Below are 20,575 nucleotides of genomic sequence, written 5' to 3' on the forward strand. Positions count from 1 at the left end.
TAGGCACGTCGCATTATTCGATGTGCTTGACCTCTGTAATGGCGTCCTAGCGGACGCTGGCGACCGCGTCGGCGCGGCCGTCGTTGATCGTCACCCACACGCCGGAATTCTGGTCGGACTGGCGCTTCAGGTAGGTGTAGTCGGTGTCGGTCCAGGACAGCACCTTGGACTCCAGATTATCGAGGATGAACTCGCCGAGGCTGGTGCGCACGGTCAGCACCGCATGGCCGTCGCCATTTTGTTGGCGCGCCACGGTCATCAAGAGATTGCCGGCGGGAACGCCAAGCGCCATCAATTCGCGGCGCTTCTCCAGCGCATAATCCTCGCAGTCGCCGAAGCCGCTGTCGGGATAGGACCAGACCTCTTCCTTGCCCCACATTTCCATGTCGGTGCGCGGCACGATCCGGGTGTTGACAGAATTGTTGACGTCGACGATCGCCGCCCACAGCTTGCGGGTCAGTTCGACCGGTGTCTGCTTCGGCGTGCGCTGAGCGCATTCCTGCGGCAGCTTCTGGCAGAATTCGTAGTGACCGACCGGCTGTGTCGTGCGGCCGCCAGTGTGCATGTAGGCCGGTCCTGCTGCTTGCGCCGTTCCCCAAGCGGGAAGCTGCATCGCCATTGCCAAGAGCAACAGCTTGCCCCACGTCTTTGCCATTCGTCAGTCTCCCCGTTTGAGGAGACAATGACAGCGTTGGATTTATTTGACGCAAAAACCCGAAGTAGACATTGAGTAAAACCCCAATAGAATAAGCGTAAAATTTGATCTATTTTAATATAAAATCGTTCAGGGTCTCGGCGTAAAACCGCGGTGTCGGAGGCGCGGATTCCGGGTGGAGCCGTGGATTTGCGAGTGCCGCTACAAGCTGCAGAGGCAGGCGGAACGCCGGCAACAAAAACCGGCCGCGCAGGGCGGGTTCGTCTTTGCTGCCTGTTGCCGATCGTTCAGGCGCGCGGAGCGTTGAACTCGGAATCGAGCGTTTCCGGGCGCTGGATGACGGCGAATTCGATGGCGACGCCATCCTCGAAATGACGCACCACCTGGCCACGCATGGTGCCCAGCATCACCTGGATGCCGAGCGCCGGCTTGACGTCGATCTCGACCGCCGCGCCCGACAGCGACAGGTCGATGATGCGGCACTGATACTGGCGCCCGTCGGTGAGCTGCAGCACGCTTGTCGGATTGCGCGGCGCCACGCGTTCGTGGCGGCGGTCTTCCGGCAGGTCGAGTTCATGCTTGTTGGCGAGCCAGGTCAACTGCGCGGCAAGCTTGTCCTTCTTGCGATCCGAAGCAATGACGGTCATGGCGAAGCCGTCCTGCGAGGTGCGCGTCACCACGCCCTCGATGCGGCCGATATGATCGATATAGGCAATGATTTTTTCGCCCGGCATGCCGACGCGCTCGGTGCGCAACGCGACATTGCCCGGCGACATATCGACGACCTGGCAGGGGTGCTCGGTGCGGTCCTCCAGCATGAAGCGCCCGTAGATCTTGACCCGGACGCGCTGAAAATTACGCCTTTCGGCGCGGGACGGTGCGTATTCGACCGCCGCTGACCTCATGACTGCCTACACCCCGTTGGCATTCCCGCGTCGTGCGTGGAATCTCGGCAAAAACTACAGCCAAGCAGGTTAACAAAGGGGTAAAGTGGGCCCCCGATAGTTAAGATTAGCGCCGGCTTGGAGACTATTGCTCGCGCCCGCCGTCGAACACGACGAGGTGGCGGATACGGCGCGACCGACCGAGCGCCGAGATGGTCTCCGGCGCTTCGAGTTCGGGAGCCAACGACGGAACGGATATTTCCGGCCGGTTTTTCAGGAACATCGGGTCCTTGTCGGGATCGATGACGCGGATGGCATCGATCAGCGCGTCGGTGATCGGGTCGGCGCCCAGCCAGAACGGCTTTTCCACGGCGCTGATGACGCCGAGGCAGCGCGGGTTCTCGACGCCGCCATCGAGCGGCAGCGCAAGCAGTTCGAAGTGGTTGGAACGGCCGTTGCGGCTGAATCCCTCATAAGTGATCGACACCACGGATTTCTGCTCGAAAACGCCGTGAATGAGGCGCGACACCAGCCGCTGGTCCTTCTCACGCCATAGCGAGGGGAACGAAAACCCCTTGAGCTCGCGGCCGTAGCCGGCGCAAAGCCTGGTGCCGGCAAGCCGGAACACCGCTTCGCCGCGCGTATCCCTTTCCAGGATGAAGGTGTCGGCCAAAAGCGCCTTGATGTCGGCCGGTTCGACCTCCGAACGCTTTGGGGCAGGACGTCCACCACGCAGGCGATTCCAATAATGGAACAGCGCGATTGATCCGTTCTGGTTCATGCTATGAAACTCCGCGCATTCTGCCGTCTGATGGTCCCATCGGTGAACAGAAAGGGCGCCCTCCGATGACCTACATGCGTTCCGGAGCAGGATGCGTGCCAGCGTCGTTAAGACTTGTTCACGGGTCGGGGACGTTAAGGTTAACAAGTGGTTTACGTTGCGCGCACAGGCTCGCCATGGCACACCAAAACCACTCCAGAAGCGGTCGTTTCGCGACGACCAACAGCACTTCGGTCAATAGTTTTAGGGGAGCAGGGGCTCGACCAGCCGTTCAAGGGAAACCTTGGACGGCTTCTTTTTGATTCGCGCCCCTGGTGATTCGCGGTTGTGATTCGTAGTTTGTGATTTGTCCGGGCATGGCCTAGATGCTCGCGACGACACGCAAATCCCTGGATCAGAGCATATGAGCGAACCGGCCGGCCCCTTGGAGACCGAACAGACCGCGGAGGCGCCGCCGCCGCGCCGCGAGCCGGTGTTCAACCTGCCACCGGCGGTGCTGGCGGTGATCGGCATCTGCGTTGCCGTCTTCCTGCTGCAGCAATATGTGCTGACCGAAGAGCAGCAGATAACATTGCTCACCGACGGCGCCTTCATTCCGGTCCTCTACACCGGCCAATACGGTTTCGACTGGTTCCTTTTCACCCGTCCTTTCACCTATGCCTTCATGCATGGTGGCGTTGCCCACATTGCCATCAACATGGTTGCGCTGGCCGCCTTCGGGTCGCCGCTGGCCAACCGTCTCGGCTGGTTCTGGTTCGCCTTGTTTTTCGCCGCCACCGGGCTGGCCGCGGTGGTGCTGTTCTGGGCGGTCCATCCATACGGCGAAGCACCGCTGGTCGGCGCTTCCGGGGCGATATCGGGCATGATGGGTGCGGCGGCTCGCTTCGGATTCCGTACCGACCGCTCCTCCGGCAGGGCGGCCTTTGCCGGTCCCGTGCTGCCGATCGCAGTCGTTTTGCGCATGCGCGGCGTCGTCAATTTTCTCGGCGCCTGGATGGTCATCAATCTCGCCACCGGCCTTTACGGTCTCGGGCTCGGAGAACCCGGCCAGATCGCCTGGGAAGCGCACATTGGCGGCCTCGTCGCAGGCTTCTTCGGATTGCGCTGGTTCGACCGGCGCTGGCGGGCGCCTGAATGGGAGATCCCCGACGACCAGCGCACCCCCCACTAGCGCACTCTATTGGCGCACCCCACTGGCACACCCCACTGGCACACTTGAAAAGCAACCGATCACGGCGCACGATGTTCACTCTTATGTGAAGCCGGTCAGGGCGGGAGCTGGCTAGCCAAGCAGGAGGAGGAGGACGCCATGACGGTTAAGGCAATTCTCGAGAGAAAAGGCCATGACGTGTTCACGCTCGGGCCGAATGTAAAGCTCAGCGAAGCCATTCGAATCCTGGCCGACCACAAGATCGGTGCACTGGTCATCACCAACGGCGATCGCAAGATCGTCGGCATCCTTTCCGAGCGTGACATCGTGCGGGTCGTTGCCAGGGAAGGCGCTGCCGCACTTGATATAACGGTACGCTCGGCGATGACGCCGAAAGTGAAGATCTGCAACGAGAACCACACGGTCAACGAGGTGATGGAGATCATGACCAAAGGCCGTTTCCGCCATCTGCCGGTGGAAAAGGATGGGCTGCTCGACGGGATCGTGTCGATCGGCGACGTGGTCAAGCGCCGCATCGAGGATGTCGAGCGCGAGGCCGACGAAATCAGGGCCTATATCGCAACGGCCTGACCTGACGAAGAAACCGCCGTCCGAATACCGGCCGGCGGCGTTCATTCTATCGGTTGCCGAGCGGCCGAAAGGGGCTGAAAAGGCCAGCCCACTGCTCTGCGCTGCTTTGGGCGCTTGTCTCGCGAAGCGGTTTGCACTAGCGAAGACCGATACCCAAATTCGCGAAAATCGCAGTTTTCGCGAGCCAAAAGCGCAGGCCACCATGACCCTTATCGATACCCGCACGCCCGATGCCAAACGTTTTATTCCCGGCGCTACCGGCGATTGGGAGATCATCATCGGCCTCGAGGTCCATGCGCAGGTAACCTCGGAAGCAAAGCTGTTTTCCGGGGCGTCGACGACTTTCGGCGCGGCGCCCAACGCCAATGTCAGCCTGGTCGACGCGGCCATGCCCGGCATGCTGCCGGTCATCAATGAGGAATGCGTCAAGCAGGCGATCCGCACCGGCCTCGGATTGAAGGCGCAGATCAACCACAAGTCGGTTTTCGACCGGAAAAACTATTTCTATCCCGACCTGCCGCAGGGCTACCAGATATCGCAGTTCAAGCAGCCGATCGTTGGCGAAGGCACGATCGTCATTTCGGTCGGTCCCGACCGGCAGGGCGAGTTCGAGGATATCGAGATCGGCATCGAGCGCCTGCACCTGGAGCAGGACGCCGGCAAGTCGATGCACGATCAGCATCCCACCATGTCCTATGTCGATCTCAACCGCTCCGGCGTGGCGCTGATGGAGATTGTCTCCAAGCCCGACATGCGCTCCGCCGACGAGGCCAAGGCGTATGTCACCAAGCTGCGCACCATCGTGCGCTATCTCGGCACTTGCGACGGCAACATGGACGAAGGTTCGATGCGCGCCGACGTCAACGTCTCCGTTCGCAAGCCCGGCGGCGAATTCGGTACGCGCTGTGAGATCAAGAACGTCAACTCGATCCGCTTCATCGGCCAGGCCATCGAGTTCGAGGCGCGCCGCCAGATCGCCATCCTCGAGGATGGCGGCAAGATCGACCAGGAAACCAGGCTGTTCGACGCCGTCAAAGGCGAGACGCGCTCGATGCGCAGCAAGGAAGAGGCGCATGACTACCGCTACTTCCCCGATCCCGACCTTTTGCCGCTGGAGTTCGACCAGGCCTATGTCGACGCGCTGGCCAAGGAGTTGCCGGAACTGCCCGACGACAAGAAGGCGCGCCTGATCTCCTCACTTGGCCTGTCGACATACGACGCCTCGATCCTGGTGTCGGAAAAGCCGATCGCCGACTATTTCGAGCAGGTGGCCTCGGGCCGCGACGGCAAGCTTGCCGCCAACTGGGTCATCAATGACCTGCTCGGCCAGCTTAACAAGGCCGGCAAGGGCATTGAAAATGCTCCTGTAACACCGGAGCAGCTCGGTGCCGTGATCGACCTGATCAAGGAAGGCACCATCTCCGGCAAGATCGCCAAGGATCTGTTCGAGATCGTCTGGAACGAGGGCGGCGATCCGCGCCAGTTGGTCGAAAGCCGCGGCATGAAGCAGGTCACCGACACCGGCGCCATCGAGAAAGCGGTCGACGAGGTGATCGCCGCCAACCCCGACAAGGTCGAGCAGGCTCGCGCCAAGCCGACCATGGCCGGCTGGTTCGTCGGCCAGGTGATGAAAGCCACCGGCGGCAAGGCCAACCCGCAGGCGGTCAACGATCTGGTCAAGGCCAAGCTCGGTATCGAATAGAACAATGTTCGTCCGCACCGCCAGCGAACGTGACCTTGCCGCTGTCCGCGCGCTGCTGGTCGAAACCTGGCACGCAACCTACGACGCGATCTATGGCGCCCAGCGGGTGATCGAAATTACCGACGACTGGCATTCGATCGCCTCGCTCAAGGCGCGGCTGACAAGGCCGAACTCGGAATTCCTGGTCGCCGATGACGGCAAGCGTATCGGCGGCATGGCTTTTGCCGCCGCAACGACGGATGCGAAGATCGTGCTGCTGAACCAGCTCTATGTACTGCCGGCCTGCCAGCGGCAAGGCATCGGCCAGGCCTTGCTGGACGAGGTCGAAGCCAGCTTTCCCGAGACGAACAGGTTGCGCGTCGAGGTGGAAGAGGCCAACGTGCCGGCCATCGCCTTCTACCGTTCGAAGGGATTTTTGCCGGTCGGCAGCACCGCCGATTGCGGCGGCGGTTCGGGGTTGCCGGCGCTGATCTTCGAGAAACCGCTGGGATAGGCGCCCGACGAAACGCTCAGTGCTGTCCTTTCAGCACGACCAGATAGCCGCGTTCCACCGGCTGCCGGAAGGCGATCTGTTCGGATGTGCCCGGATCTTTCGATTGCTTTTCGATGACGTAGCCGCCGGGGTGAGACTTGAGCCATTCCTCAGGCTTGTCGGCGTTCTCGAATGGCTTCTCTATTCGCCCAAGGAAACCGACCTCGCCCTGATAGTCGTAAGCGACGGCCCAGTCGGCGTCCTTTCGTTCGTCGATGAAGCTCGCCAGCTGCGTGAGATCGTAGCGTTTGAACACGGTCGCAGAGGCGGCGGCGTGGCCGATGGCGAAAAGGGCAAGCATGACAAAGGCCGTCGCCCTCAGCCTGGCGACTGAAATCTCGGCCATGAAATAGCCCAGCAGAATGGTCGCGAACGGTAGTGCCGGCACGACATAGTGCGGCTGCTTGCCGGATATGGCGCTGAAGACCAGCAGCACCGCAATGAACGAGAACGACAGCAGGCGCAGGGCACGCAGATCCGGGGATTTGGTGTCGATCAGGCTGCGTATCCGGGCAACCGGCCTCAGCCGCCACACCGGGGGGATAAAGGCCCAGGGCACGAACATGAGCGGCAACAGCATCAGGTAAAAGTAAAACGGCCGGCCATGCGAATTGTGCAGGCTTCCGGTAACCCGACCTGCCGACTGGTTCCAGACGAGATCGTAGACGAAACTGCCCTTGGTCAGGATGGTCGCGGGCGCCAGCCATATAGCGACCGGGGCAAGGGCGGCGAGAATTGCCAGGCCGGCTCCGGCAAAGAACTGCAAAGGGGCAAGGCCGGCTCGCCGGTCACGCCAGAGGGGATAGAGCAGGACGGGCGCGCCGATGTGAATGAGCACGACCGGGCCTTTGGCCAGCACGCCGAGCCCGATGAAGAGACCCGCCAGCACCGCCTGCCAGCGGTTGCCGGTCCTGGCGAAGCCCAGCAACGCCAGCAGTGCGGCGACCACACAGGCCGTCAAAAGCATGTCGAACAGGATCAGGGTCGAATAGATGACAAAGACGGTGCTGCCGGCCACCAGCCAGGGGATGCGACTGGCGATTTCCGGGCGCTCGGGAAACAGGGTTTTGGCCAGAAGTGTCGTCAGCCAGATGACCAGCGACGAGGCAGCGAAGATGACGAGCATCGCCGCCGCGCGGCTCACACCGAAGATGTTCCAGACGAGATCGATGAGCCAGAACAACAGCGGCGGCTTCTGCAGATAGGGCGCAAAGTTCATCGTCGGTACGAAGACATGTCCACCGAGATACATCTCCCAGGCGACGCTGAGATAACGCGTCTCGTCGACCGGCAGTAGCGGACGGAAAGCGAGCGCGATGCAAAGCAGGGCCAGCAGGAAGAGGTAAGGCAGCAGCCGTTCAATTCGTGTCGGTATCAAGTTCGGGGACCGCCCAGGAAATGGTTTTCCACGTCCGGTCGTGCACGATGCACCGTCTCCGGACCGGAGCAGAACCGCACCATGATTTTGGCCGAATTGCAACGATGCCGGCTTGGTATTGTGGATTACGCCTGCGTACCGGCAAATAGTTGAAAAATTTGATGATTGGCTCCGAGTATGGCTTCAGGCCGAGCGCAGCGGCGGCGTCAATTCGCGCATCAGGAGTTCCAGCTCTCGCTGGNGGCTCCGAGTATGGCTTCAGGCCGAGCGCAGCGGCGGCGTCAATTCGCGCATCAGGAGTTCCAGCTCTCGCTGGTCGCCGGTGGCGGTCTTGTCGAAGATGGTTGCCAGCTGTGATTTGACGGTGCCGTCCGAGACGCCGCTGGCAGCCGCGATTTCACGCCGTGTCAGCCCGGCGGCGACATGGCCGGCGACACGCTTTTCCGCTGCGGTCAGTCCGAACAGCGCAGCGATCGCTTCCAGCGCCGGCACTGATGCGGCGCCGGCGGCGGCAATGAAGATGGCCGCGGCGGCGCGCGGCGACATGCGGGCCGAAATGTCGCGTCGCGCCAGAGGCATGACATGCGCCACCGCCGGAGACATGGCCTTCACCAGCGGAATGTTGATGCCGGACGGTCCGAGCGCGAATTCGTCGCGCGTGCCGAGCTGGACGGCGCGGCCGATGGCGGTGTTGGCGTTGGCATAAGCGAAGGACAGCTGGCCGCGCACCGAGGACACTGAGGCGGTTTCGGTGAGCAGGGCTTCGGCTGCCGGATTGGCGAAAATGATCTGCATATCGTCGGCGACGATCAGCACTGGATGGTCGAGGCTCTCAAGGATCGAGCGAAAGATGTCGGCCTTGCGCCGCTCGGCCTCGAACAGGTCGCCGATGGTCACCGCACGCCGGACATGGGGGGCGAGCCTGGACATCAGGTCGATATCCCTGGCTGAAATCTGGGGCCTGTCCTTGTCGGTAACCACCATCAGCGTGCCGGTGCGCGCCGGCTGCTTCATCAGCGCTACCCAGAAGAAATCGTCGAGACGGTTGGGTTCCACCCACTCGCGCACGATGCGGCTTTCGAGCCAGTTCTGGCGGGCGTCAGGGCCTTGCAGGGCGTAGACGCTGTCGACGGTCAACGGTATGTCGACTTCCATCTTCGGCACCGCCTTGAAAAAGGGCACCTCGCAGGCGTAGTCGCGCTGCAGCGGCTCAAGCAGAACCGGATCGCCGCAGGAAGTCGAAAACCGGGCCGAGTTTCTCGCCGTATCGACGACCGCCAGCATGGCAAGCCGGCCGAGCGCCAATTTGCAGATTGATTCAAGCGTCGATGGCCAACGGCCGACATCGACAATCGAATCGTAGATTGCCTCGACGATCTGCGGCAGGGCGCGACCGACTATGTTGGCCTGGACAGACACGTAGAGCCTCGTAAGGATTGCAGCGTAGTGGCAGGTCACACACTGTCTCTGCCTGGGGTCGCACACAACATAGCCGGCTTGGTTACGTCTGTGAAACGTCTCACAGCGGCGTTCGGTGTATCGTGAGCGCTTACGGGCTGGCCAGAACGTACCTGATGAGCCGTTGTCTAAGAGCGCTCGGGCCGCTCTGCGATACAAATCAAAGTGAACGGAATTGGAATTTTTCAGGGAATAAATGAGTAAACTTCCACATTGTCGATCAACCTGGTTCTGCCAAGCCACGCCGCGGCAAGCAGGCGGCCATCGCCGTCACGCCGCCACGAGGTGAGCGTCAGGCTCTCGCGCGCGGCGACATAGTCGACGCTGTCGAAGCCTGCCTCGAGAAGCGCGGCAGTGGCTTTACCGGTCACGCCGTTTTCATCGGCACCGGCCGCGAGCGCTGCCGCCGTCTGGCGCAAGATGACATTGAGCTGTCGCGCGACGTCGAGCTCGGCGGCGTCGAGATAGGCGTTGCGCGACGACATTGCCAGGCCATGCGCATCGCGCACGGTTGGCGCGCCGACGATTTCCACCGGAAGGTCAAGATCGCGGCAGAGCTTTCGGACGACGCAAAGCTGCTGGTAGTCTTTTTCGCCGAAGATGGCGTAGTCGGGCAGGGCTTGCAGAAAGAGCTTGGCCACGACCGTGGCGACGCCCTCGAAGAAGGTCGGCCTGAAATCCGATTCCAGGCCAGAAGACGGGCCGCCGACCGAAATCTTCGTCGCAAAGCCTGCCGGATACATTTCGGAAACCGTAGGCGTGAAGGCAAGCTGTGCGCCGGCCTCGGTCAGCCGGTCGAGATCGCGGGCCAGCTGCCGCGGATACTTGTCGAGATCTTCAGTGGGGGCGAACTGGGCCGGGTTGACGAAGATGGAGACGACGCAGCGATCGGCCGTTGCGAGCGCAGCCCCGACCAGCGAGATATGGCCGTCATGCAAAGCGCCCATGGTCGGCACCATGGCGACGCTCAGGCCTTCGCGCCGCCATTCGCGGATCTGCGCGCGAAGGCCGGGCACGGTGTCGACGACGAGCGGCTGGCGGATGGGGGGCCGGTTCATGCCTTGTCCTTGTCGCTCGCGGCTGAAAAGACGTGGCCCGGCCCGGGGAAGGTGCGGCTGCGCACCTCCGCCGCATAACGCGCCGCGGCATCGGCGACAGCGCTGCGCAAATCGGCGTATTCCTTGACGAATTTCGGCACCCGGTCGACCGTCAGGCCGACCATGTCGTCGATGACCAGGATCTGGCCGTCGCAATCGCGGCTGGCGCCGATGCCGATGGTAGGAATGGTAATGTGCCGGGTGAGGTCGGCGGCAACGGTCTCGACCGTGCCTTCGATGACCAGCGAAAACGCGCCGGCCTTTGCGACCGCGTCGGCGTCGCGCATGAGCGCGGCCACATTCTCCGGCGTGCGGCCCTTGATCTTGTAGCCACCGTCCTTTTCCACCGATTGCGGCTGCAAGCCGATATGGCCCATCACTGGAATGCCGGCCGTGACGATTGCGGCGATCTGGAGGGCGACTTCGACGCCGCCTTCCAGCTTCACCGCCTCGCAGCCGGTTTCCTCAGAGATGCGGCGCGCCGAGGCAAGGGCTTGCGCGGCCGAAGTCTCGTAGCTGCCGGCCGGCATGTCGACCACCACGCAGGCCTTTGACGAACCGCGCATCACGGCCTGGCCATGGGCGATCATCATCTCCAGCGAGGCGCCGAGCGTGGTCTTGTGGCCATACAGCACCATGGCAACGCTGTCGCCGACCAGGAGAAGGTCGACATGATCGTCGAGCAGGCGGGCGACGGGATAGGTGTAAGCGGTAAGGCATACGACCGGCACGCCGCCCTTGCGGGCGCGTATTGTCTCCGCACTGATCCTGGCGACAGCTAAGGCCATTCCTCACCTCCCGCAGCCGGCGTTGACTACAGCGCCGCGCGTCCCGTGGACGCGCAAAGGACGCTGTAGCACTTTGGTTTGCGCATGATCCTTTCCGAAAATCGATTTCGATTTTCGGGGTCATGCGGCAGCGCCGGGCGATGAGAGCTTTAGGAAGACGCAGCCGGCTTGGCAAGCGTCGGTTCGCAGGTGCGAAATGGATCGGCCAATGACCGAGCGTTTCGGCATGCCGTCAGTGCCGCAGGCGCCGCAAAACCCTTGCCTTCGCCAAGGCCTGACGCCATAAGCAGGGAACAGCCACCGCCGCGCGCCCGCGAGGATCTGAATGAAAACTTTCCTTCTGCAGTTTTTCACCTGGTGGAACCGCCAGACGCTGGGAACCCGTTTTCACACCTGGCGCCACGGCAACAAGGTCGGCCAGGATGGGGCCGGCAATGTCTACTACGAAGGCGGCGTCGATTCGGAAGGCCGCACCCGCCGCTGGATCATCTACGCCAATTATTCGGAGGCGTCGGCGATCCCTCCGGGCTGGCACGGCTGGATGCATCACCGCGTCGATGTGGCGCCGCCAAGCGACGACTATCGGCCGCGCGAATGGGAAAAGGCGCATGAGCCGAACCTCACGGGAACACCGGCGGCTTATCGCCCGAAGGGTTCCGTGCTCACCAATCAGCACCGTCCGCAGGTGACGGGCGACTACGATGCGTGGACGCCTGGTTCTTGACCGCCGGCCGGTCCTTTGTCGCCACAATTGGCGTTTAGCTGCTTGCTGATATGACAACGGCGAATAGCCTTGGGCGTGACAGAATCACCCGGGCCCAAACCACCGGTATCTCCGCATGAACATTTTCAGCCTGACATCGATGGCCGGACTGGCGGCAATTGGCGCTGTCGCCATGTTCCCGACAGCGTTTGCCGCGGCGCAGGCGCCTGCGGCAGCACCCGCAATCTCCGATCGCATCACCAATCCGGTCGCCGAATTTGCCGGCATCGACAAGATCACCGGCCGTATCATCACCTTCGATGTCTACATCGACGAAACCGTGCAGTTCGGCGCTTTGCAGGTGACGCCGCGCATCTGCTATTCGCGGCCGGAGAATGAAGAGCCGAAGACCGATTCCTTCGTCGAAGTCGACGAAATCACGCTCGACCGCAAGATCCGCCGCATCTTCACCGGCTGGATGTTCGCCGAGAGCCCCGGCCTAAACGCCGTCGAGCACGCCGTCTATGACGTCTGGCTAAAGGGCTGCAAGCAGAAGTCGGATGTGCCGCCGCCCGACGCGGCCAATGCCGAGACGCCCAAGGTCGACACGTCCAAGCCAAAGCCCGCCGCTGCTCCGGCCGCCGAACAGCCGGACCCTACGGAACCTGACGCGACCAACACCAACTGATCCTCCGGAACCGTGGTGGCAACTATGCGTTGGGCCATGGACGATGACGCATTTATGCGCTTGGAGGATATTCTGATGTCGGACAGCAAACGGATCACGGCCAGCAAAGACGACCTGCTCGAACTCGAAAAGGGGTTCTGGACGGGCGACGAAGCTTACTACGCCGCCAATGTCGACACAGAATGCCTGGTAGCATTTCCTGAGATGGCACAGGCAATGGACAATGCCGATCTGGCCAAGACCGCGACCAAGCCGAACCGCTGGCGCGACCTTCAGATCGACCTCAAGGGTATCATCGAGCCCGGCAGCGACATTATCATGCTGACCTATGAGGCTCATGCGACACGAGAAAACGGCGAGCCCTACGCCGCGTTGGTTAGCACCGGCTATGTTCATCGTGTCAACGGCTGGAAGATGATGTTCCATTCGCAGACGCCGATGGAAACCGCGAAGGGCTGACCCCTTTCACCGGTCGAGCCGGCTCGGCCGCTCGGTCTCCGGTCAGGGATAAAAAACGGCTTCGCCCTTCAGCGCGTCGGCCAACATCTTCTCGTATTTGACGCGCGGCACGTCGACCGCGCCGAAGCGTTTGAGATGCTCAGTGGTGAATTGCGTGTCGAGCAGGGCAAAGCCGCGCGCCTTTAGCCGCTCGACCAGATGATACAGGCAGGTCTTGGACGCGTCGGTTTCCCGGGCGAACATGCTTTCGCCGAAGAACACGCGACCGAGCGAGACGCCATAGAGGCCGCCGACCAGCCGTTCCTCGCGCCATGCCTCGACCGAATGGCAGTGCCCAAGACGGTGCAGCTCGATATAGGCTTCGCGGATCGGCGCGTTGATCCAGGTCGAGCGGCGCTCCTCGCGCTTTTCGGCGCAGCCGTCGATCGTCGCCTCGAAATCGAAATCGAAGCGGATGTCGAACGGGTGCTTGCGGATCGTCTTCCGCAGGCTCTTCGGCGTGTGGAAGCCGTCGAGCGGGATGATGCCGCGCGTCTCCGGCCGCACCCAGAACACTTCCGGGTCGGAAGCGCTCTCCGCCATCGGGAAGACGCCCGAGGCATAGGCCTTGAGCAAGAGGTCGGTCGGAATGCGATAGCCGGGTGCGTAAGGGCGGGTCATCGCGGCATCATAGCGGCAATTCGGGCGCTATTCCTCTTTGGCCAGATACTTTTCCAGCCAGTGGATGTCGTAGTCGCCATTGGCGATATCGGCATTGCCGACCAGGTCCCGAAACAGCGGCAGCGTCGTTTTGATGCCGTCAACGACGAATTCGTCGAGCGCCCGGCGCAGCCGCATCATGCATTCGACGCGGTTGCGGCCGTGCACGATCAGCTTGCCGATCAGGCTGTCATAATAGGGCGGGATCTTGTAGCCGGAATAGACACCGGAATCGACGCGGATGCCGAGACCGCCAGGCGTGTGGAAATGTGTAATCGTGCCGGGCGAAGGCGTGAAGGTGCGCGGGTCCTCGGCATTGATGCGGCATTCTATGGCGTGGCCGTTGAACTTGATGTCCTCCTGGCGCACCGAAAGCCCGCCGCCGGAGGCAACGCGGATCTGTTCGTGGACGAGATCGATGCCGGTGATCGCCTCCGTCACCGGATGCTCGACCTGCAGCCGCGTGTTCATCTCGATGAAGTAGAACTCGCCATTCTCGTACAGGAATTCGATGGTGCCTGCGCCGGAGTAGCCGAGGTCGGCGATGGCCTTGGCACAGATATTGCCGATGCGGGCGCGCTCCTCGGCGTTGAGGGCCGGCGAGGGGGCCTCTTCCCAGACTTTCTGGTGGCGGCGTTGCAGCGAACAGTCGCGCTCGCCGAAATGCACGCCGCGGCCGGCGCCGTCGCCGAATACCTGCACCTCGATGTGGCGCGGCTTTTCCAGGTATTTCTCGATGTAGACGGCATCGTCGCCGAAGGCCGCGCCGGCCTCCGTGCTGGCTGTCTGCAAGGCGATCTCGAGATCGGCTTCGGTAAGGGCGACCTTCATACCGCGCCCGCCACCGCCTGCCGAAGCCTTGATGATCACGGGATAGCCGATCTCGGCGGCAATGCGCCTGGCTTCCTTTTGGTCGGTGACGGCGCCGTCGGAGCCCGGCACAACCGGAATGCCGAGCCGCTTTGCGGTGCGCTTGGCCTCGATCTTGTCGCCCATGATGCGGATATGGTCGCCCGACGGGCCGATGAAGGTGATGTTGTGGGCGGCGAGAATGTCGGCGAACTTGGCGTTTTCCGACAGGAAGCCATAGCCCGGATGCACGGCATCGGCGCCTGTAATCTCGCAGGCTGCGACGATCTGGTGGATGTTGAGATAGCTGTCGCGCGACGGCGGCGGACCGATGCACACGCTTTCGTCGGCGAGCCTGACATGCATGGCGTCAGCGTCGGCGGTCGAATGCACGACCACGGTCTGGATGCCGAGTTCCTTGCAGGCGCGCAGCACCCGAAGCGCGATTTCGCCGCGGTTGGCGATGAGGATCTTCTGGAACATCCGGCCCGCTCTACTCGATCACGACGAGCGGCATGCCGTACTCGACCGGCTGGCCGTCCTCGAACAGGATCGCCGTCACCGTGCCGGCGCGCGGCGAAGGGATCTGGTTCATCGTCTTCATCGCTTCGATGATCAGCAGCGTCTGGCCTTCCTTGACCTTCTGGCCGACTTCGATGAAGGCCTTGGCGTCGGGCGAGGGCGCGAGATAGGCGGTGCCGACCATCGGCGAGGGGACCGCGTTCTTGGACGGGTCGGCCACTGCTGGTGCGGCAGCCGCGCCCGCCGCGGGCTGCTGCGCTGCCGGAGCATAACCGGCCTGCGGGGCGGCGATGGCGTGGACGGCCGGCGCCTGGCGCGACACGCGCACCTTCAGGTCGCCGAGCTCGACTTCGATCTCGGTGAGATTGGTGTCGTTCAGTATGCCCGCGAGATCGCGGATCAGTTGCTGGTCAACACCGGTCTTCTTTATCGACATTTTCGAGCCTTCTGTTTGTGGGCCGGTCATAGGCGTGCCGCCAGCGCCTGCAGCGCCAGCGAGTAGCCAAGCGGCCCGAACCCGCAGATCATGCCGACAGCGACCGGCGCGACCATGGAGACGTGGCGGAATGGTTCCCGCGCGTGGATGTTGGAGAGGTGAACTTCGGCGACGGGCAGCGGCGCGACAGCGCGGATGGCGTCGTGAATGGCAATCGAGGTGTGGCTGTAGGCACCCGGATTGATGACGATGCCGGCTGCCTTGTCGCCGGCTTCCTGGATCCAGTCGACGAGGTCGCCCTCGTGGTTCGACTGGCGAAAATCAATCTCGAGGCCAAGGGCGGCGCCCGCCTGCTTGCAGTCGTCGGCGATCGCGGCAAGCGTCTTGCCGCCATAGATGCCCGGCTCGCGCTTGCCGAGCGCGTTCAGGTTGGGGCCGTTCAGGACGAAAATCGTTTTCAAAAATGCCGACCTTTTCCGACGCCGGCCTCAAGCCGGCGCGCAGGGCCTTCTATAATGGGCATAGCCGCCCGCGGAAAGAGCACAAGTGCGATCTTTCACTGTCCACAACAGGCGGAAATGTGCCCGCGAGAAATAGGCTCGCGTGCAAGATCAGAGTGCGGCTTTCGCCGCCTCGATCTTTTCAGCCAGCACTTCCTGGCCGAGCGCGCCGAACACCACTTCATTGCCGACGACATAGGACGGCGTTCCGGTGATGGCCAGCTTGTTGGCGAGGTCGAAGGTCTTGGAGAAGGCCTCGGTGATGGTCGGGTCCTTCATCTTCTCGCGCAATTTCGCCTCATCGGCGCCTAGCGACAGCGCAACCTTGATGGCCGCCGCCTCGGTGGCGCGGCCCTGGCCGCCGAGCAGGGCGTTGTGGAACTCGCCGTATTTCTCCGGATGCATCAGGTGGAAAGCCATCGAGACGACGCTGGCCTTTTGCGAATCCGGCCCGAGGATCGGGAATTCCTTGAGCACGAAGCGCAGCTCCGGATCGGCCTTTGTCAGAGCCTGCATGTCGTCGATGGCGCGTTTGCAGAAGCCGCAATTGTAGTCGTAGAATTCGACGATGGTGACCTTGCCCTTCGGATTGCCGACGACGCCGTCGAAGGTCGAGTTGAAAATCTCGGACTTGGCCTTCTCGATGACGCCGAGGCTGGCTATGCGCTGCTCTTCCTTCTGCTTGGCCTCGAGCGCCTCCTGCACTTCGAGCAGCACTTCAGGGTTCTTCAGGAGATAGTCGCGGATAATGCCCTCGACCTCGGTGCGATCGATCTTGGTGTCGGCAGAGGCGGTCTGCACGGTCTGCGCCGTGCCGGCCTTGGCCACTTGCGGACTGCCGGCGACGAACCCGAAAGCCAGCATGGCAAGAGCAGCCGCCACTCCCGTCGCGCCGAGCAATATTGCCTTGTTCATCGTCTGATCCTCTTTACCGGTTCCGGTCTATCCTAGTCGCCGCGGGCGACCGGAAGGTTCATTTCTTCAGTTTGCCTGAAGGGTTGTAGTTTATGATGTCCTGCGCCCGAATCCAGCCGGGCTCGCCACGCTTCAAGTCTTTTTGCGCGCGCATGGCGAAAATTTTCGCATTCGTGTAATCGCCGGAATAAAAGTGGCCCTCGGCGGTGGCGAGTTCCGCCGCAGGAATGTTGCCAAGCTCGCCATAGGCCTGGGCGAGATAGCGGTATCCGACCGTGTTTTCCTTGTCGCGCCCGAGACCGTTGTTGATCTGCACCACCGCCTTCTTCAGCGAGTCGGGCGTGCCGATGGCCATCAGCGCCTGGCCGAGGGAAACGGGCAACAGGCCCGACCTCACCGGATCGAGGCTTACCGCCTTTGCATAGGCGTCCGCGGCGTCCTTGGGCTTGTTGGCCTTCATCAGTATGTCGCCGCGCATTTCCTGGAAGTAGGGGTTCTTCGGCTGTTCCTTGATCAGTGCATTGGCCTTGGTCAGCGCCGCACCCAGATTGCCGTAGAGGTAGGCCATCTGCGCTTCGCCATAGCGCGAGGCGAGGCTGCCCGGGGCCTTGCGTATCAGCCGCGTGGCGGCGGCCTGGCCGCCCATATAGGCGGCGATCTTGATGCGCATCATGTCGTGCCGCTGCTGCAGTGCCGGCGGATCGACCTTGTCGACATTGGGGCTCTGCTTGACCAGCACTTCGAGATTGGCGATGCGCTCCTGCGGCATCGGGTGGCTGATGCGGTAGGGATCGACCTGCGTGCCGGAAAGCGACAGCGCGCTCTGGAAGCGGGCGAAGGTCTTCAGCATGCCCATGCCGGACTGGCCGGTGGCATTGAGATAGGTGATGGCAGAGCGGTCGGCGGTCGACTCTTCGGTGCGCTGGTAGGCAAGAATGCTGCGCTGCGCCATCTCGCCGCCGCCCGCGGCGACACCCATGCCGGCGCCGGCAAGGCCGCGGCTGTTGGTGGTAGCGCCGGCAACGATGGCGCCGGCGCCAAGCAGCGTGGCGATGATGGCCATGGTCTTGGCGCGCTCGAGCTGGTCGCGCAATTTCTGCTGATGGCCGCCGGCGATGTGGCCGGCCTCATGGGCGATGACGCCGATGATCTCGTTGGGCGTTTCTGCCTGCATCAGCGCGCCGGTGTTGATGAACAGCCGGCGCCCGGTGACGAAGGCGTTGAAGCTCTGATCGTTGACCAGAACAATATCGACACCGTCATTGGCAAGACCGGCCGCCTTGAAGATCGGCCGCGCATAGTCGCGCACCAGCGCCTCGATCTCGGCATCGCGCACGACCGGCACCGCCTGCGCGAAGGCCGTCACCGAGCCGGTGACAGCGACGGCGGCGGCAAGCAAAAGCGTCGCGAAGCCGCGCACTGTCTTCCCGATGGAAGATTTGGACATCGTCGATTTGGGTCGGCTCAGCATGAGGTCCACTGGTAAACGAGCGGGCGAACGATGAAAAGTCACGGCACCGAAACTAGGCGAACTTGTGATCCTCACATCAATCGGGCATTTGTGCGGCGCTGCCGCCGGTTCATGGCTTCGAGCGGCGGGCCGGACGGAGGTCAAATGGTAGTTTCGCTGTCGCGCCGCGGTGAAGTCGAGCCGTTTCACGCCATGGACATTCTGGCCGAAGCCAACCGGCTGAAGGCGACGGGCGTGCCTGTCGTCTCCATGGCCGTCGGCCAGCCATCCGATCCGGCGCCCGTGGGCGTGAGGGAAGCAGCCGCAAATGCGCTGAGGATCGGACGCATCGGCTATACCGACACGCTCGGTCTGGCGGATCTGCGCAAGGCGATCGCCGCGCATTATGGCGACCACTACGGGATCGATGTCTCGCCGAACCGGATCGCCGTGACCACGGGATCGTCGGCCGCCTTCAATCTGGCCTTCCTGGCGATGTTCGATCCCGGCGACCGCGTCGCCATCGCATCACCCGGCTATCCGGCCTACCGCAATATCATGGCCGCGCTCGGCATCGAGATCGTCGAGATCGAGCNGAGATCGAGCTCGGCACGGACGCCTACCTGCACGCCGAGCATTTGAAATCGGCGCACCAGGAAAAACCCCTGAAGGGCGTGTTGTTCGCCAGCCCGGCCAATCCGACAGGTGCGGTCATTCCCGTCGACGAGTTGTCGGCACTGGTGAGGACAGCCGAAGAACTCGGCATCGCGGTGATATCGGACGAAATCTATCACCGGCTGGCCTATGCCGCGCCCGACACCACGGCGCTGGCCTATGGCTCAGGCGTGACGGTGATCAATTCCTTCTCGAAATATTATTGCATGACCGGATGGCGCATCGGCTGGATGGTGCTGCCGGAAGCTCTGGTGCGGCCGATCGAGCGCATCGCCCAGAGCCTCTACATCTCGCCGCCGGAACTGTCGCAGATCGCGGCGATCGAAGCCTTCAAGGCGGCGGAAGAGCTGGAAGCGGTGAAGGCGCGCTATGCCTGGAACCGCGAGCTGTTGATGCGGCGCCTTCCGGAACTCGGATTTCCCTTGGCGGCGCCGATGGACGGCGCCTTCTACGCTTTCTGCGATGTTACCCGGCATACCAATGACAGCATGGCCTTTGCGCGCAAGATGCTAGCCGAGGCGAATGTGGCGGCGACGCCCGGCCGTGATTTCGATCCACTTCAGGGCCACCGCACGATGCGCTTTTCCTATGCCGGCAGCCATGACGACATGGTCGAGGCGATGGCGCGCATCGAGCGCTGGCTGAAATAGCGGGGACGACCATGCCGGATCTTGAACAAGCGCTGGCCGATGTCGCCGCCGAGATGGCCGAGCGCACCGATCGCGGCGAGGTCGCCACCTACATTCCGCAACTCGGCAAGGTCGATCCGAAGAAATTCGGCATTGCCGCCGTGACCAATGACGGCCACGTGCTGGTCGCCGGCGACGCCGAGCAGGCGTTTTCGATCCAGTCCATCTCCAAGGTGTTTACGCTCACGCTGGCGCTCGGCAATGTCGGCGACGCATTGTGGCAGCGTGTCGGACGCGAGCCGTCGGGCAATCCGTTCAACTCGATCGTGCAGCTCGAGCATGAGAACGGCATTCCGCGCAATCCGTTCATCAATGCCGGCGCCATCGTCGTCTCCGACATACTGCTTGCCGGCCACCAGCCGCGCGAGGCGATCGGCGAAATCCTGCGCTTCATCCAGTTCCTTGCCGATGACGAAGCGATCATCATCGACCGCGAGGTCGCGGCTTCCGAACGCGCCACCGGCTATCGCAACTTCGCGCTTGCCAACTACATGAAATCCTTCGGCAATCTCAACCATGCACCGGAGCTGGCGCTGGGAGTGTACTTCCACCATTGCGCCATTGCCATGAGCTGCCGGCAATTGGCGCTGGCCGGCCGCTTCCTCGCCAATGGCGGCAGGAACCCTGCAACCGGGCACTCCGTGGTGTCTGCCGAGCGGGCGCGGCGCATCGGCGCCATGATGCTGACCTGCGGCCACTATGACGGTTCCGGCGATTTCGCCTTCCGTGTCGGCATTCCCGGCAAAAGCGGCGTCGGCGGCGGCATATTGGGGATCGTGCCGGGTGTTGCTTCGCTCGCCGTATGGTCGCCGGGCTTGAACGCCAACGGCAATTCCAAGCTGGGGTCGATCGCCTTGGAAAAACTGGCCAGGATGATGAACTGGTCGATTTTCGCCCCCTGACGCCTTCCGTCATTCGCGCATGCAAAAATCCCGCGCCGTGGTTTGAACGGCGCGGGATTTTTGTCAGGAACC

General features: G+C 62.6%; 21 protein-coding genes and 1 pseudogene. 9 read left to right on the top strand and 13 right to left on the bottom strand.

The window, feature by feature from the left end:
- Nucleotides 1–46: 46 nt before the first annotated feature.
- The 3 genes from X751_RS150060 to X751_RS150050 form a co-directional block, all read right to left on the bottom strand.
- Nucleotides 47–655 (bottom strand): transglutaminase-like cysteine peptidase, encoded by a 609-nt coding sequence (locus tag X751_RS150060; RefSeq protein ID WP_023710582.1) that lies wholly within the window; start codon nucleotides 653–655, stop codon nucleotides 47–49.
- A 287-nt stretch (nucleotides 656–942) separates the two neighbouring features.
- Nucleotides 943–1,560: a PilZ domain-containing protein gene (locus X751_RS150055; protein ID WP_023667501.1), complete on the bottom strand. Its 618-nt coding sequence runs from the start codon at nucleotides 1,558–1,560 to the stop codon at nucleotides 943–945.
- 124 nt (nucleotides 1,561–1,684) lie between these two features.
- Nucleotides 1,685–2,320, bottom strand: coding sequence for a PAS domain-containing protein (locus tag X751_RS150050; protein ID WP_023695380.1), 636 nt, complete (start codon nucleotides 2,318–2,320; stop codon nucleotides 1,685–1,687).
- A 403-nt stretch (nucleotides 2,321–2,723) separates the two neighbouring features.
- On the opposite strand from X751_RS150050, the gene X751_RS150045 reads away from it, so the two are divergent.
- The 4 genes from X751_RS150045 to X751_RS150030 all read left to right on the top strand — a co-directional run bounded on the left by X751_RS150045 (nucleotide 2,724) and on the right by X751_RS150030 (nucleotide 6,256).
- Nucleotides 2,724–3,491: a rhomboid family intramembrane serine protease gene (locus X751_RS150045; RefSeq protein WP_023706620.1), complete on the top strand. Its 768-nt coding sequence runs from the start codon at nucleotides 2,724–2,726 to the stop codon at nucleotides 3,489–3,491.
- A 138-nt stretch (nucleotides 3,492–3,629) separates the two neighbouring features.
- Nucleotides 3,630–4,061 carry a CBS domain-containing protein gene (locus tag X751_RS150040; protein WP_023667498.1) on the top strand — a complete coding sequence of 144 codons (432 nt, stop codon included), beginning with the start codon at nucleotides 3,630–3,632 and terminating at the stop codon, nucleotides 4,059–4,061.
- Between the two features lie 202 nt (nucleotides 4,062–4,263).
- Complete coding sequence (gatB, locus tag X751_RS150035; protein WP_023688375.1) at nucleotides 4,264–5,763, top strand: Asp-tRNA(Asn)/Glu-tRNA(Gln) amidotransferase subunit GatB; 1,500 nt, start codon at nucleotides 4,264–4,266, stop codon at nucleotides 5,761–5,763.
- A 4-nt stretch (nucleotides 5,764–5,767) separates the two neighbouring features.
- The gene (locus X751_RS150030; RefSeq protein WP_023738941.1) at nucleotides 5,768–6,256 is read left to right on the top strand and encodes a GNAT family N-acetyltransferase; all 489 of its coding nucleotides are present in this window, start codon (nucleotides 5,768–5,770) and stop codon (nucleotides 6,254–6,256) included.
- Nucleotides 6,257–6,272: 16 nt separating this feature from the next.
- Here X751_RS150030 and X751_RS0133375 read toward each other — a convergent pair whose 3' ends face one another.
- From X751_RS0133375 to panB, 4 genes are all read right to left on the bottom strand, one after another.
- Nucleotides 6,273–7,673: a glycosyltransferase family 39 protein gene (locus X751_RS0133375; protein ID WP_050588894.1), complete on the bottom strand. Its 1,401-nt coding sequence runs from the start codon at nucleotides 7,671–7,673 to the stop codon at nucleotides 6,273–6,275.
- Between the two features lie 258 nt (nucleotides 7,674–7,931).
- On the bottom strand, nucleotides 7,932–9,092 hold the full coding sequence (locus tag X751_RS150025) for a PAS domain-containing protein (RefSeq protein WP_023738939.1): 1,161 nt from the start codon (nucleotides 9,090–9,092) through the stop codon (nucleotides 7,932–7,934).
- 224 nt (nucleotides 9,093–9,316) lie between these two features.
- Nucleotides 9,317–10,174 (bottom strand): pantoate--beta-alanine ligase, encoded by an 858-nt coding sequence (gene panC / locus X751_RS150020; RefSeq protein ID WP_023738938.1) that lies wholly within the window; start codon nucleotides 10,172–10,174, stop codon nucleotides 9,317–9,319.
- Between the two features lie 11 nt (nucleotides 10,175–10,185).
- Nucleotides 10,186–11,016, bottom strand: a complete 831-nt coding sequence (gene panB / locus X751_RS150015; protein WP_023744843.1) for a 3-methyl-2-oxobutanoate hydroxymethyltransferase — start codon at nucleotides 11,014–11,016, stop codon at nucleotides 10,186–10,188.
- Nucleotides 11,017–11,341: 325 nt separating this feature from the next.
- Between panB and X751_RS150010 the strand changes: the two genes are divergently transcribed.
- From X751_RS150010 to X751_RS150000, 3 genes are all read left to right on the top strand, one after another.
- Nucleotides 11,342–11,740: an NADH:ubiquinone oxidoreductase subunit NDUFA12 gene (locus X751_RS150010; RefSeq protein WP_023710575.1), complete on the top strand. Its 399-nt coding sequence runs from the start codon at nucleotides 11,342–11,344 to the stop codon at nucleotides 11,738–11,740.
- 115 nt (nucleotides 11,741–11,855) lie between these two features.
- The gene (locus tag X751_RS150005) at nucleotides 11,856–12,407 is read left to right on the top strand and encodes a DUF2155 domain-containing protein (RefSeq protein WP_023681499.1); all 552 of its coding nucleotides are present in this window, start codon (nucleotides 11,856–11,858) and stop codon (nucleotides 12,405–12,407) included.
- 75 nt (nucleotides 12,408–12,482) lie between these two features.
- The gene (locus X751_RS150000) at nucleotides 12,483–12,866 is read left to right on the top strand and encodes a hypothetical protein (protein ID WP_023667489.1); all 384 of its coding nucleotides are present in this window, start codon (nucleotides 12,483–12,485) and stop codon (nucleotides 12,864–12,866) included.
- 42 nt (nucleotides 12,867–12,908) lie between these two features.
- Here X751_RS150000 and aat read toward each other — a convergent pair whose 3' ends face one another.
- From aat to X751_RS149970, 6 genes are all read right to left on the bottom strand, one after another.
- Nucleotides 12,909–13,526 carry a leucyl/phenylalanyl-tRNA--protein transferase gene (gene aat / locus X751_RS149995; protein WP_023681498.1) on the bottom strand — a complete coding sequence of 206 codons (618 nt, stop codon included), beginning with the start codon at nucleotides 13,524–13,526 and terminating at the stop codon, nucleotides 12,909–12,911.
- Nucleotides 13,527–13,553: 27 nt separating this feature from the next.
- On the bottom strand, nucleotides 13,554–14,897 hold the full coding sequence (accC, locus tag X751_RS149990) for an acetyl-CoA carboxylase biotin carboxylase subunit (protein ID WP_023681497.1): 1,344 nt from the start codon (nucleotides 14,895–14,897) through the stop codon (nucleotides 13,554–13,556).
- 10 nt (nucleotides 14,898–14,907) lie between these two features.
- Entirely contained in the window at nucleotides 14,908–15,372 is a 465-nt protein-coding gene (gene accB, locus X751_RS149985) for an acetyl-CoA carboxylase biotin carboxyl carrier protein (RefSeq protein ID WP_023681496.1), read from the bottom strand.
- A gap of 26 nt (nucleotides 15,373–15,398) precedes the next feature.
- Nucleotides 15,399–15,833, bottom strand: a complete 435-nt coding sequence (gene aroQ / locus X751_RS149980) for a type II 3-dehydroquinate dehydratase (RefSeq protein WP_023667485.1) — start codon at nucleotides 15,831–15,833, stop codon at nucleotides 15,399–15,401.
- A 150-nt stretch (nucleotides 15,834–15,983) separates the two neighbouring features.
- Entirely contained in the window at nucleotides 15,984–16,787 is an 804-nt protein-coding gene (locus tag X751_RS149975; RefSeq protein ID WP_023744844.1) for a DsbA family protein, read from the bottom strand.
- Nucleotides 16,788–16,845: 58 nt separating this feature from the next.
- Nucleotides 16,846–18,258 carry a M48 family metalloprotease gene (locus X751_RS149970; RefSeq protein ID WP_023744845.1) on the bottom strand — a complete coding sequence of 471 codons (1,413 nt, stop codon included), beginning with the start codon at nucleotides 18,256–18,258 and terminating at the stop codon, nucleotides 16,846–16,848.
- Nucleotides 18,259–18,402: 144 nt separating this feature from the next.
- Between X751_RS149970 and X751_RS1000000168600 the strand changes: the two are divergent.
- Together X751_RS1000000168600 and X751_RS149965 are read left to right on the top strand one after the other, a co-directional pair.
- Nucleotides 18,403–19,562 (top strand): annotated as a pseudogene (locus tag X751_RS1000000168600) (aminotransferase class I/II-fold pyridoxal phosphate-dependent enzyme).
- Nucleotides 19,563–19,573: 11 nt separating this feature from the next.
- Nucleotides 19,574–20,503 carry a glutaminase gene (locus X751_RS149965; RefSeq protein ID WP_023744846.1) on the top strand — a complete coding sequence of 310 codons (930 nt, stop codon included), beginning with the start codon at nucleotides 19,574–19,576 and terminating at the stop codon, nucleotides 20,501–20,503.
- Nucleotides 20,504–20,575: the final 72 nt, after the last annotated feature.

Origin of the sequence: Mesorhizobium sp. LNJC394B00 (assembly GCF_000502555.1) — a bacterium.
Lineage (GTDB): Bacteria > Pseudomonadota > Alphaproteobacteria > Rhizobiales > Rhizobiaceae > Mesorhizobium.

Coding starts and splice junctions, on each gene's coding strand:
- X751_RS150060 (WP_023710582.1), bottom strand. CDS start 655: ATGGCAAAGACGTGGGGCAAGCTGTTGCTCTTGGCAATGGCGATGCAG.
- X751_RS150055 (WP_023667501.1), bottom strand. CDS start 1,560: ATGAGGTCAGCGGCGGTCGAATACGCACCGTCCCGCGCCGAAAGGCGT.
- X751_RS150050 (WP_023695380.1), bottom strand. CDS start 2,320: ATGAACCAGAACGGATCAATCGCGCTGTTCCATTATTGGAATCGCCTG.
- X751_RS150045 (WP_023706620.1), top strand. CDS start 2,724: ATGAGCGAACCGGCCGGCCCCTTGGAGACCGAACAGACCGCGGAGGCG.
- X751_RS150040 (WP_023667498.1), top strand. CDS start 3,630: ATGACGGTTAAGGCAATTCTCGAGAGAAAAGGCCATGACGTGTTCACG.
- gatB (WP_023688375.1), top strand. CDS start 4,264: ATGACCCTTATCGATACCCGCACGCCCGATGCCAAACGTTTTATTCCC.
- X751_RS150030 (WP_023738941.1), top strand. CDS start 5,768: ATGTTCGTCCGCACCGCCAGCGAACGTGACCTTGCCGCTGTCCGCGCG.
- panB (WP_023744843.1), bottom strand. CDS start 11,016: ATGGCCTTAGCTGTCGCCAGGATCAGTGCGGAGACAATACGCGCCCGC.
- X751_RS150010 (WP_023710575.1), top strand. CDS start 11,342: ATGAAAACTTTCCTTCTGCAGTTTTTCACCTGGTGGAACCGCCAGACG.
- X751_RS150005 (WP_023681499.1), top strand. CDS start 11,856: ATGAACATTTTCAGCCTGACATCGATGGCCGGACTGGCGGCAATTGGC.
- X751_RS150000 (WP_023667489.1), top strand. CDS start 12,483: ATGTCGGACAGCAAACGGATCACGGCCAGCAAAGACGACCTGCTCGAA.
- aat (WP_023681498.1), bottom strand. CDS start 13,526: ATGACCCGCCCTTACGCACCCGGCTATCGCATTCCGACCGACCTCTTG.
- accC (WP_023681497.1), bottom strand. CDS start 14,897: ATGTTCCAGAAGATCCTCATCGCCAACCGCGGCGAAATCGCGCTTCGG.
- accB (WP_023681496.1), bottom strand. CDS start 15,372: ATGTCGATAAAGAAGACCGGTGTTGACCAGCAACTGATCCGCGATCTC.
- X751_RS149975 (WP_023744844.1), bottom strand. CDS start 16,787: ATGAACAAGGCAATATTGCTCGGCGCGACGGGAGTGGCGGCTGCTCTT.
- X751_RS149970 (WP_023744845.1), bottom strand. CDS start 18,258: ATGCTGAGCCGACCCAAATCGACGATGTCCAAATCTTCCATCGGGAAG.
- X751_RS149965 (WP_023744846.1), top strand. CDS start 19,574: ATGCCGGATCTTGAACAAGCGCTGGCCGATGTCGCCGCCGAGATGGCC.